Raw genomic sequence first — 10,975 nt, forward strand, 5'->3', positions numbered from 1 at the left:
ATTTCCTATCGCCGCTGGGTCAGTTCTCAGTGACATCCAACAGTCCAACGGCCAGACTGAAGGCCAGATCAACAGGCTGAAGATGCTGAAACGGCAGATGTATGGTGCAGCTGGTATCGACCTCCTTCTTGCACGTCTCCAGCATTCGGCATGAGGGCGTCACAGAAATTGAGTCAGAGCCAAAATTGCATGCCTGTTCACAACAATGTTCTTTGTCTTCAGAGGGTTTAGCAAAAGGAACAAGCCGGTGAATATGGCTGAAATCATGCATGCACGGGGAGTATTCGTGATCCGGCTGAAGAACGTGCATGCTACGGACAACCGTCCTTGTCGATCATGCAGCCGTAGCTCAACCGGGTGACGCATTACCCCGATCTGTTGAGCCGGTTTGGGCACACGTTTCGGAGACCGAGGAACTTGATCAAGTTCTCCATGCGCTTGCTGAGAGCAGCTCTGCGGGGCACACATCTCTCTGCGTCAGATTAATGGCGGCGCTTGGTCATGTTGCCGCAGAGGAAAAGGCGCTTAATAACTCGTTAACTAACTTTGCCTTCCAGAACTACCAGGTCGCCGCCTGCACCTCCCTGCTGCCCAGGCTTGAGGCGAAGGCGATGCGATAGGACTATTGGAGCATAGTCCCGGCGAGGAGCGGTGGATGGCGGTGTGGGTGCGGGAGCATATATCGGCAGTGATGGAACGGTTTATCTCCCTCAAAGGCAGCGGGGAGATGCCAGCTATAGGAAGCGCTTTAGCCCAAGCCGGTCGGAGCGCTGCAAGGCCAACTCCCGTCGATCCGGCTTCTCGTGAGTAAAGGAGAACCATGTGTCGTCAGATGACGTTGAGGATGCCGACGAGACTGGCGCTGCGACGCCCGGTGTCCGGGAAGCCGTGCTGCGGGACCTTGGTCGTGGTGTTGGGGGAGCATTAATTTTTACTCTTCCTATGCTGATGACGATGGAGATGTGGTGGTTGGGGATTTATATTGATCGATTTCGCCTGGGCCTTTTGTTGATCCTCGGCTTACCTCTACTGACAGTACTTTCCCGCCACTCCGGATTCGAGAAGACGATACAGTGGCGAGATGACTTTCGTGATGCTCTCATCGCATACGGAATTGGCGTTGTCTCGAGCGCATTGGTCTTGATGATTTTCGGCCTATTGCAGCCGGGAATGCCAATAGATGAAGCAATCGGCAAGGTGGCGATACAGTCGTTGCCGGCGGGGATAGGTGCACTGTTGGCCCGCAGCCAACTCGGAGGCCAACAGGCAAAGCCTGATTCGTCGTCGCAAGAAAAGAGTTATTTGAGCGAATTGTTCCTGATGTGCATTGGCGCATTGTTCCTGGGCCTCAACGTAGCGCCGACCGAGGAGATGATTCTGATCTCGTACAAAATGACGAAATGGCATGCACTTATTCTGATCCTCGCCTCGCTGGTGCTGATGCACGGCTTTGTATATGCTGTCGAATTCAAGGGAGGGGTTCCCTCGTCGCCATATGATCCTTGGTGGCGGACGTTTCTACGGTTTACGATCGTGGGCTACGCACTTGCTGCGGCCGTCAGCATCTACGTGCTGTGGACCTTCGGTCGGACAGACGGCACCTCGGTCACACAAAGTCTGATGTCAGTTGTCGTGCTTGGATTTCCTGCTGCGATCGGCGCTGCTGCCGCCCGCCTTATCCTCTGAAAGGAGCCGCCGATGGGGCAAGACCAGAGCCACGATAAGCTAGAGGACCAGAAGCTACAGCAACGCGGCAAAATCGAGTGGCTGATTGGCGGCGTCTCTGGCGTGGTCGTTGTTGGTATGATCGGCTTCGTCTTTTTCCAAGCAATCAGCCGAAGTGTGTCCGGACCGGCGATGGAAGTGATCGCAGTCGGTGTGGAAGAGAGGCAATTAAGCTACCATGTCGGGTTCCGCGTGAAAAACCGTGGGGACACGACGGCAGCAGACGTCATGATTTCCGGCACGTTGGAAAGCGAGGGGGAGGTGATTGAATCCGTCGAAGTGGCGGTGGACTATGTGCCGGGAAACTCGGAACGGACGGGAGGGATGATCTTCGTTCACAATCCGTCGCAGTATCAGCTACGATTGCTTGCGACTGCGTATAACGACCCCTAAGTAGCGGCAGGGCGGGCATTAGCGGACGGTATTTCGGTAAATCACGGGCCGTCTCGCTCTCGCGCAAGGCTTCTCCAACGGTGTCAGTGTACTCAAATTTGCAGGCTATTTTATGCTTGGCCCGGAACATGCCTCGCATGCACGCGAGCCCTTCAACTCTTTCTAGGGGTACCCCAGAGCCGGATTTCAATGCGCTTCTGCGTGAGCGCCCAGTTATATAACCATCACGATAGTATTCGTCCTTTTATCCCAGTCTACTTTCAAGCTTTCTGATCAAATCCTGACGTCCCCTCCGCCCATGGATCTGGTGCGTATAGATCATGGTGCTCAGAATTGATGGGGCGCCGCTCTTGTCAAAGACTATCCGATAGTGGCGCGATGCTCCGACGAGCGACCACCGCGCAGCCGTTGCGGCGACCACCACGATGGTCACCGATTTCAGATCATGGGCTGGTGCCGAGACAACCTCGGTTCTTGCCAACAGGGTTTCAAATGTGCCGATGCTCATGAAGTCGCCGCTGGCGAGGGGGCCCTGATTTGTCGCCTCCGCGGGACTGCTCAGTTCGCGGTCATTCATCTCGGTTCGGTCAGTGACGACCGCCTCGGTCACGCCGCTGGTGGTCTCGAACCTGACCATTACATCGACGACAAATATCGACTCGAGACCCAGGTTCGACACGAACCAGCAGGCCTTCGCACCTGCTCCCGCACCCAAAGAGATGATAATCTCGGGGCGCCGCTGGTGACGAAAACTAACAAGGAAAACCTGGAGGTAGACAACCCACACCCCTGCCGTGACGCCGCTCATGATCACTTGAAGCGCGTCGCTATGGCGGGATAACCATTCTAACACTCTGGCCTCCTTTTTTTGGTCGCCGAAGATGGAGCCAGGCGACGATCAGCGTGTTGCAAGACATGGTGCTGCGCTCTTCGAGGCGTGACCGCTCGCAGCCAAAACTTCCTCTGGAGCGTCTAATGACGTCGCGCTTCCTGTGCTTGGACCTAGCCGTCGCTACAACGAAGTCTAACAAAATCGATACATCGGGCGCACCAGCCCCCGACGGGCGTCATGGCGGGCCTCGGCGGTCAGGCGGTTGATCTCGCGTTCGACGTCGAAGATGACATCGAAGCGTTGTAAGCGTCACGAGTGGGTCATCTTACGGGTGAGTTCGGCACGTCTGAGATAGTCGGCACGAGGTTTCGGGAGAGGGTGCCGATGACCTGGGACGAGCCGAAGAGTACAGATAATTTCATGCATCAAGTCATGCATGAAGCCAGTGACTATCAGCGGATCGAGGTGATCTCCGGGCGCCGGCGTCGCCGGAACTGGACCGATGATGAGCGAGCGCAAATCGTTGCGGAGAGCGCGGTGCCCGGCGTGAACATCTCGAAAGTTGCGCGTCGTTGGGGGGTGCATCGTGGGTTGCTCAGTGTCTGGCGCCGGGAGGCCGGTGTCAGCGGCGGTGCGCCTGGCCGCCGACGGTCGACCGCGCCGCAGGGGCCGCTTCACTTCGTGCCGATCACCCTTACCGAGGCGGAGACGCCGCTGGCTGTCGCGGCACGGAGCCGGGGCGAGCCGGGCTGTACCGCCTGCGGCCGCATCGAGCTCGAGATCGGTGGGAGCCGCTTGGTCATGACCGGGCCCGTCGACCCCGTTGTTGTGACTGCGCTCGTGGCGGCGTTGCGCGCATCATGATCCTGCCGACAGGTGGCGTGAAGATCGTTGTTGCGACGACGCCGGTCGACTTCCGGCGCGGCATCAACGGTCTGATGGCGATCGTCGCCAGCGCGCTCGCCGCCGATCCGTATTGCGGTGACGTCTTCATCTTCCGACCCCGCCGCGCGGACAGGCTGCGATTGATCTTTTGGGACGGCAGCGGCATGGTTCTGGCCACGAAGTGGCTTGAGGGCCGCCGGTTCACCTGGCCTGTTCCCGGGGATGGCTCCATGGTGCTGACGCGTGAGGAGTTCGGCTTGCTTCTGGCAGGACTGGACTGGACAAAGGCCCGGCGTCCCGCTGTCAAAAGGCCTGTATATATTGACTGAAGTGACTGTATTCCTTTGAATTATGTCGCCTGAATGGTATAGTATGTCATGCAGGCTGACAGCATTTTGATCCCTACTGATGCACCCGGTTTGACGCGGCTTGTGAAGGCCCTTCAGGCCGAGAATGCAGAGTTGCGCGTCTATGTCACCCTGCTGCGTATTATGATCTTCGGTGCCAGTTCCGAGAAGCTCGCGACGCTCGACCCCACGCAGATCGCCCTCGATCTCGGGGACCTGTCGGAGGTGCCCGCCGCTGCAAACGATGATGCTCCGACAACGGCAGAGGCGCAGGGGGCGCCAAAGACCGCAACCCGGCGCGCGGCGGCGCGCAACATGGGGGCACTGCCGCCGCATCTGCCACGCGTCGAAGTCGTCATCGAACCCGATCACGCAGGCTGTACCTGCTGTGGCGACCTGCGGGTGCGCATCGGCGAGGATGTCAGCGAAGCGCTGGACGTCGTGCCCGCGCGGCTGCGCGTCATCCGCACGATCCGTCCGAAGTATGCCTGCCGGCATTGCCAAGAGCACGTCGTACAAGCGCCGGCACCTGCCCGGGTGATGTCCGGCGGCATGGTCAGTACGGCGCTGGTGGCCCATGTCGTGGCCGCCAAATTTGCATGGCACCTGCCGTTGTACCGGCAGACGCAGATCTTTGCCGGTCATGGCGTCCAGCTTGACCGCGGCACGCTGAGCGGCTGGACCCAGCGCGCCGCCTGGTGGCTCAAGCCCCTGCATGAGCGCCTACTGCGCTTCATCCAGGCGCAGCCGCGGATGTTCTGCGACGAGACCCCTTTGCCCCGGCTCGCCCCCGGCCGTGGCCGAACCAAGGTGAGCCAGCTCTGGGCCTATGCCGTCGATGACCGGAACTGGCGGGGCCCCGCGCCGCCAGCCGTGGCTTATGTCTATACCGAAGGACGCGGCGCGCAGGATCTGCTGGCGCACTTGGGCGGCTTTGCCGGCGTCCTTCAGGTCGATGGCTATGGTGCCTACAAGACCGTGGCCAAGCAGCGGCGCAAGAGCAATGCCGCCCCGCCTGAGCTTGCCTTCTGCCTTGCCCATGCCCGGCGCAAGTTCGCAGACGTGTTCAAGACAACCCAGTCGCGGGCGGCCCTCGAGATTCTGGCCCGGATTGCCGAGGTCTACTCGATAGAGACGCGTATCCGTGACCTGAGCGATGCCGAGCGGCTGACGGTACGCAGGGCCGAGAGCGTGGTCCTGATGGCGAATCTGAAGCAGCAGCTGGGAGAGATCCGCGACGCGGTCTCGTCGCAGTCCTCGATCGGCAAGGCTGCGGCCTATACCTTGAAGCATTGGCAGGGACTGACCCTCTTCCTGCAAGACGGTCAGGTCGAGGTAGACAGCAACATCGTCGAGCGCGCCATCAAGCCGGTGTGTCTGACAAGAAAGAATGCACTCTTCGTCGGCTCTGCCCGCGGGGGCGAGAGCTGGGCGGTTCTGGCTTCACTGGTCAACACGTGCAAGATGAACGACATCGACCCCGAGACTTGGCTTTCCGACGTGCTCGAGCGGATCGTCTCGGGGCGCACCACCATCAACCGGCCCGACGAGCTTCTGCCCTGGACTTGGAAGGCCGAACGCCTCGCCAAGACCAACGACAACCTGAAGGCGCAGGCCGCATGAACACATCCACCCCGACCAGTGCGCCGAAGCGGCTCATGCTCGACGAGAAGGACTTCTTCGACGTTCTCCGCGCGCGGCGCCCCAGTCCGCCCGCCGCCGATCCGCAGGCCCTGGACGGATACCTCACAGCGCTCATCATCGGGCCGCGCTTCATCGGTCCCCGCCAGTGGATCCCCGCCTTCGTTGGCGAGGATGCGTTGATGGCGCCCGAACACACGACCGAGGCCAAGGCGCTCCAGTCCTTGGTTGCGGCCTACAACACAATCTCTTCGGGGCTGGGCGACACGCCCGAGATTTGGCGCCCGAGGCTGGCCGCCCGCGGCGATGCGGCCCATGCGCCATACCTGTGGGCCAGCGGCTTCCTGCTCGCGACGAAGTTCGCGCCCCGGCTCTGGCAACCCATACTGCAGGGGGCAGAGAGCGACCTGATCGGACCGATCAGGGAAATGGCCGACCCGCGCGCCAACCTCAATGCTCCCGCCGTCGCCAAGGTGGCCAAGGCTGTCATCGCCATCCGCGCGCACTTCATGCCGCGCAGAGCAAAGTCCTTCCGCTAACCGCTACCCGCCCGTCAAGACCGGTTGGCAACGGCAGGCTCGTGACGCTCACGAAGCGTTTAACGGCCTCCAGCGCCACAGGCGGGGTCTTCTCGGCTACCTTCTAGCCCTTGCGGGCAGTGGCTTTGGTATCCGCCAGTTCGAAGAACTGGCGCCGGACATGCGATCAGCACAGCGCGCTGCGTACCGCGGGCTTGTGATCATAGAGATCGTTGTAACCGCCATAAGCGTCGGCCTGCAGAATGCCGTCCAGCCCGTCAGATGCCGCTGTCAACAAACCGGCAGTAGCTCAGAGCGCTACATTAGCCGCCGCTTCTAAAAAGGCAGTCGAGCGCGGCAGTGCCGATGGGCTCAGCAGGCGGTTCATGCGGTCGCTGCCGCGCCGCGCCGGGTCTGCATTGGCACCACGATCTCCATAAGCCCGACCAGCAGGTGGGGCCACCAAATTACCTGTGCAAATCCGAAGAGCTAGGACGAGACCGCCAGAAGCACGCCGTTGGCGGCATCCACGCCGAGGTGGACCTTGAGCGGGATCACCTTCGCCAAGCTGAGTTCGTGCGGGGTAAGCAGGCTCATAACGATGGTCATGGCGCCCAGAAGCTGCGGAAGCCATTGTTCAACTCCGCCAGTCGCAAATCCGAAGAGATATGGCGCGATGATCAGCAGCGCGCCCGTCAGATAGTCAATGGCACCGTGTGTCCTGGTGTCGATAATCTCGAGGCTCCTCTTCTGGTGCGTAACCGTGCAGGGGGACGAGTGTTCCGGGCAGGATCCGTTCTGCCATTCAGCGACCTGCGCCGAGCGAGGGGTCATAGAGGGTCGGTCACGCAACGCCCCTCCCTGACGCGCAATAAAGTGTGGACCCGGGTCGCCGCGATCTCGCCCTGCGCCATCGCAACTGCAAGCTGGTTCAAGCCTGTCACGACATCGCCCGCAGCATAGACGCCGGGGACCGAACTTTCCTGATGGACGTCGGTGACGATCCGACCATCTGCCGAAAGCGCAAGCCCAAGGCTGCGGGCGAGCGCATTGCGCGGGTCATTACCAAGAGCGGAATAGACGGCGGCGAACTGCATTGCTGCGGCGCCGCGCGACCTCGCCGTGACCCTGCCCTCGCTGAATTCCCACTCCGTCACATCACGCTGAAGGATAGTCACCTGCGCCTCATACAGCTTGCGCAGGGTCGGCTCTGGCATGTCCAGCGGCTTGCCCAGTGTCAGCATCATGATGTCGGGCGTGTAGTGGCGCAGGAACAGCGCCTCGCCCGCGGCACATTCCCCAGCGCCGATGACCGCGACGGGCTGGCCCGTCAGTTCGTAGGCATCGCAGACCGGACACTGGCGGAGAAGCCCCTGCCGCACATGCTGAAGCGCGTCTGGCACAGAAGCAAGCCGATCGCGCACCCCCGTCGCAAGGATAAGGTGGCGGCATTGCCAGCTTTGCCCCGCCGTCACCTGAAACCCGCCGCCCGGAAGGCTGCGCGCGCCAAGAACTTCAGCCGCCACCGTGATCACACCGAACCGGGCCATCTGCTCGCGCATACGCATCAGCAAGCTCTCGCCGTGGATCCCATCGGGATAGCCGGGATGGTTGTGGGACCGCGGGATAAGGGCGGCGCGACTTTCATTGGCGTCGATCAGCAGAAGACGCCGGTGGAACCTGGCAAGGTAAATGGCCGCCGTCATCCCGGCAGGACCGCCCCCCACGACGATGCAGTCCAACGGATCATCCAGCATCGTCGGCGGCTTTGATCGCAGCAAGCCCCATCGACAGCGCGGCCGTCAGTGTCGCCGACAGCACCTTTGGCGGATCGCCCGCGAAGCTGAACTCGCGCGCAACAGGCGACTGGCCGCGCAGGCAAGCGGCGATGCAAACATAACCCGGCGGTTTGCCCTGATCCGGGCCTGGGCCTGCAACGCCCGTGATCGCCAGCGCAACATGCGCCTCGGGTGCCGCCTCCAGCGCGCCGCAGGCCATCTGCCGGGCAACCTCGGGGTCATAGACGGTGCGTTCAGCAATGGTTGCCCGAGAAACGCCCAAGGCGGCTGTCTTGAGCGAGGCGCGGTAGGTCACGAAGCTTCCTTCCAGCGTCTCGGAACTGCCGGGCATCTTGGCCAAGCTCGCGGCAAGTAGGCCTCCCGTGCAGGACTCAGCCGTCACCAGCCGCATGCGGCGATCGCCGAGGCGCCGGCACAGCGCTGCCGCGGCGGCTTCGGTTTCGACCGAGAAGCCGACTTCGGCCCGATTCTGCCGCAGCACCTCGGGGCGGAACAACCGCTCGTCTATTTGGTCCAGGGAACCGAACCGACCGCTCAGGGAAGGGTTCAGGCGGATGAGATTCACCCGCTTGTGCCAGGTGGTGCCGAGCCGTCCGAGCACGGTGCATAACACCGCCTGCGCACGGGCATCGCCCTCGACCCTCAGCACCTGCGCAAGCTGCGCGAGGCGCAAACCCGGATCCTGCGAAAGCGCCTTATGCAGCGCAAACAGCATGATATCCCATTCCAGATAGGTAGCGGCGATCTGCGCCTCGTCACCCGAGCCGACGCCAAGCCGGTCGGTGGGATTGGCGCGCCAGATCTTTTCGGGCACCCCAAGCTCTCGCGCAAGCCACGGAACCTCCCATGACTTCGTCAGCCCCTGTAACGGGACGACGTCGCCCACATCGCTGTGCAGTGTCCAAAACCCGGCACCAAGCTCGGAAAAGTTGTCGGTGCTGGCGACGATCCCGCCAAGCCGATGCGCCTGATCGTAAAGAGTCATCATCCGCAGCCGCGCCCGCAGGTTGCCGCGGCGCGTCCTAGCAGGCCCGTGGTCAGATACCGATAGGTCGGGGTCCACGGCGCCCATCGCTGCGACCAACGCGTCATACTCCGACGACAGATCCAGATGCTGGTGCCGGATACCAAACGCCCGACACGCCTCGATGCCCCGTTCGGTTTCCTCGGGCTGTTGATGGATCGGCAGGGTGAAGCCGACCACCTGCCAGCCCGCATCCTTGAACAAGGCCGCGGTCAGCGCGGAATCGACGCCCCCCGACATGCCAAGCACGGCGGTGCCCGCCCCTGCCTGAACCCGATAGTTCGACAGCTCCTGCACCAGCTGCGCCCTCACCTCCCGAAGCCGCCCTTCGGAGAGGAACAGGCCCTCGGCGATCTGGTCTCTCAAGCGCTGCGCGAACCATGCGCTGCGCGGCGGCGGAGAGGCCTGACGTGAAAGATCCAGTATTCCATTGTAAAGCACTTGATGGGTCCTGCTCCGCTTGCGCCGCTTGATTGAGGGCTAAAGCGGGGAACTTGCTGATTGTTCCTGGTCCCCCACCGCGGCTGCCCGGCGCGGACGCAGAGCTGTCAGTATCGTAGCGGGCAGGTGTTGACCCAATTCGGTCTGACCTGCTCCCTTAAAACGCAGGCACTTCGAGGTAGCCTGCCTCCAGCGAAAGAGGCGGACATGAGGCGCAACAGGTTCGACGGAATCAGAAACGATCCGGGGGATCCTTGTTTAAGTGGGGGCGCGGAGCTGATCACCAGCGCAGTCGCGACTTGGCAGCAGGATCGCAGTTCGAATGGCACCACATCGCGTCAGGCAAGCCCAGTAAGACTTCGTCGAGAGCTTCAATGGACGGCTGCGGCGCGAACGCTTCGGCCAGCACGGTTTCCAGCACCAGCGCCGCGCGCGAAACGGGGCCACCCTGACCGGCATCCAGCCAGACGGCAAGCTGGTCGGGCGCGACATCGGGCAGCGCCCGGTGAAGCGCCGCGACCGAGACGGGGCGCGTGACGGCGCGCCGCCAGCTTTGATAGCTGTCGCCCGCCGGGCCGGGCAGATCGCCGGGCCGCAGCAGGTGCAGGGCATCGCGCAGCTCGCGCGCGCTTTCCCGGCGGCCCTGAAAGGCGACGCTGGCCTCCGCCGCGCGCAGCGCCAGCCGGTCGCGCAGCCGCGGCTGCGGCAGGTCGGGCTGCGCCAGCACCAGATGCAGATGCGCAAGCGCCGCCCCCGACCAGAACGCATGATTCTCCAGCGTGTCCGCAGCGCCAGAGGCCCCGCGCAGCGGCACGGGAGGCAGGCTTGGGGGCTGCGGATCGGGACGCGGACGGCGCGGGGTCATGCGCAGATCCCTAGCATGCAGCGGCGCTTTGCGCCAGTCTGTCAGCAAGGAACCGCCGCGACTTGCCGCCTCTGGATATGTCCAGTAATCTTGCCTTACCGGACATATAAAGCGCGAAGAGCTCACCGCGGGTGTCGTTTTAGTTTCATGTGTCGGATGACCGGAGATCGTGAGATTCAAGCGCTTCCCTGAAAGTCAGGCCGGGGTTCATGAGACTCACCACCCGAATTTATGAGACTGGATGAGTCNTGTCGGATGACCGGAGATCGTGAGATTCAAGCGCTTCCCTGAAAGTCAGGCCGGGGTTCATGAGACTCACCACCCGAATTTATGAGACTGGATGAGTCGGAGTTTGCGAGACTGGCGCTGTCTCGCGGCCTTCTCGGCGACTTGACGCGCGCTCACGTCACGCTCAGCGCGCCAGAACCGGGCAGAGATGCTTCGCCTCAACGAGAGAGGCCATGGACTTGCCCGGAAAAAGTGGAGAGCACCAACTGAGGAACCA

At 62.1% G+C, this 10,975-nt stretch carries 11 protein-coding genes and 1 pseudogene; 6 read left to right on the forward strand and 6 right to left on the reverse strand.

The annotated features are described in order from the left end of the window. Positions 1–822: 822 nt before the first annotated feature. Both VK682_RS26370 and VK682_RS26375 read left to right on the forward strand, forming a co-directional pair. On the forward strand, positions 823–1,686 hold the full coding sequence (locus VK682_RS26370) for a TIGR02587 family membrane protein (RefSeq protein ID WP_324782903.1): 864 nt from the start codon (positions 823–825) through the stop codon (positions 1,684–1,686). A 12-nt stretch (positions 1,687–1,698) separates the two neighbouring features. Beyond that, a complete protein-coding gene (locus VK682_RS26375; protein WP_324782904.1) occupies positions 1,699–2,118 on the forward strand; it encodes a TIGR02588 family protein in 420 nt (139 codons plus the stop codon). Positions 2,119–2,362: 244 nt separating this feature from the next. On the opposite strand, the gene VK682_RS26380 is transcribed toward VK682_RS26375, so the two are convergent. Next, on the reverse strand, positions 2,363–2,971 hold the full coding sequence (locus tag VK682_RS26380) for a hypothetical protein (protein WP_324782905.1): 609 nt from the start codon (positions 2,969–2,971) through the stop codon (positions 2,363–2,365). Between the two features lie 363 nt (positions 2,972–3,334). Between VK682_RS26380 and tnpA the strand changes: the two genes are divergently transcribed. The 4 genes from tnpA to VK682_RS26400 are packed head-to-tail and all read left to right on the forward strand — an operon-like array spanning position 3,335 to position 6,362. Continuing rightward, complete coding sequence (gene tnpA, locus VK682_RS26385; RefSeq protein WP_324782906.1) at positions 3,335–3,814, forward strand: IS66-like element accessory protein TnpA; 480 nt, start codon at positions 3,335–3,337, stop codon at positions 3,812–3,814. Further along, positions 3,811–4,164, forward strand: a complete 354-nt coding sequence (gene tnpB / locus VK682_RS26390; protein WP_324782907.1) for an IS66 family insertion sequence element accessory protein TnpB — start codon at positions 3,811–3,813, stop codon at positions 4,162–4,164. The genes tnpA and tnpB overlap by 4 nt, the downstream gene beginning before the upstream one ends. A gap of 48 nt (positions 4,165–4,212) precedes the next feature. Further along, a complete protein-coding gene (gene tnpC / locus VK682_RS26395) occupies positions 4,213–5,805 on the forward strand; it encodes an IS66 family transposase (protein WP_324782908.1) in 1,593 nt (530 codons plus the stop codon). Then, complete coding sequence (locus VK682_RS26400) at positions 5,802–6,362, forward strand: UPF0149 family protein (protein WP_324782909.1); 561 nt, start codon at positions 5,802–5,804, stop codon at positions 6,360–6,362. Before tnpC ends, VK682_RS26400 begins: the two co-directional genes overlap by 4 nt. Position 6,363: 1 nt before the next feature. Here the strand turns inward: VK682_RS26400 and VK682_RS27410 are convergent. The 5 genes and pseudogenes from VK682_RS27410 to VK682_RS26425 all read right to left on the reverse strand — a co-directional run. After that, positions 6,364–6,626: pseudogene (locus VK682_RS27410) on the reverse strand (IS66 family transposase); the annotation flags it as partial. A gap of 204 nt (positions 6,627–6,830) precedes the next feature. Beyond that, on the reverse strand, positions 6,831–7,175 hold the full coding sequence (locus tag VK682_RS26410) for a hypothetical protein (protein ID WP_324782910.1): 345 nt from the start codon (positions 7,173–7,175) through the stop codon (positions 6,831–6,833). Further along, complete coding sequence (locus VK682_RS26415; RefSeq protein WP_324782911.1) at positions 7,172–8,098, reverse strand: NAD(P)/FAD-dependent oxidoreductase; 927 nt, start codon at positions 8,096–8,098, stop codon at positions 7,172–7,174. Before VK682_RS26415 ends, VK682_RS26410 begins: the two co-directional genes overlap by 4 nt. Continuing rightward, a complete protein-coding gene (gene nadE / locus VK682_RS26420) occupies positions 8,088–9,605 on the reverse strand; it encodes an NAD(+) synthase (protein WP_324782912.1) in 1,518 nt (505 codons plus the stop codon). Before nadE ends, VK682_RS26415 begins: the two co-directional genes overlap by 11 nt. A gap of 280 nt (positions 9,606–9,885) precedes the next feature. Then, complete coding sequence (locus VK682_RS26425; protein ID WP_380716765.1) at positions 9,886–10,470, reverse strand: DUF1403 family protein; 585 nt, start codon at positions 10,468–10,470, stop codon at positions 9,886–9,888. Positions 10,471–10,975 lie beyond the last annotated feature (505 nt).

The organism is Salipiger marinus (genome assembly GCF_035481585.1).
Classification (GTDB): domain Bacteria; phylum Pseudomonadota; class Alphaproteobacteria; order Rhodobacterales; family Rhodobacteraceae; genus Salipiger; species Salipiger marinus.

Bases quoted from the DNA above. Each gene is read 5' to 3' on its own strand.
- tnpA (WP_324782906.1), top strand. From the start codon at position 3,335: ATGACCTGGGACGAGCCGAAGAGTACAGATAATTTCATGCATCAAGTC.
- VK682_RS26375 (WP_324782904.1), top strand. From the start codon at position 1,699: ATGGGGCAAGACCAGAGCCACGATAAGCTAGAGGACCAGAAGCTACAG.
- tnpC (WP_324782908.1), top strand. From the start codon at position 4,213: ATGCAGGCTGACAGCATTTTGATCCCTACTGATGCACCCGGTTTGACG.
- VK682_RS26400 (WP_324782909.1), top strand. From the start codon at position 5,802: ATGAACACATCCACCCCGACCAGTGCGCCGAAGCGGCTCATGCTCGAC.
- VK682_RS26425 (WP_380716765.1), bottom strand. From the start codon at position 10,470: ATGACCCCGCGCCGTCCGCGTCCCGATCCGCAGCCCCCAAGCCTGCCT.
- tnpB (WP_324782907.1), top strand. From the start codon at position 3,811: ATGATCCTGCCGACAGGTGGCGTGAAGATCGTTGTTGCGACGACGCCG.
- VK682_RS26410 (WP_324782910.1), bottom strand. From the start codon at position 7,175: ATGACCCCTCGCTCGGCGCAGGTCGCTGAATGGCAGAACGGATCCTGC.
- VK682_RS26415 (WP_324782911.1), bottom strand. From the start codon at position 8,098: ATGCTGGATGATCCGTTGGACTGCATCGTCGTGGGGGGCGGTCCTGCC.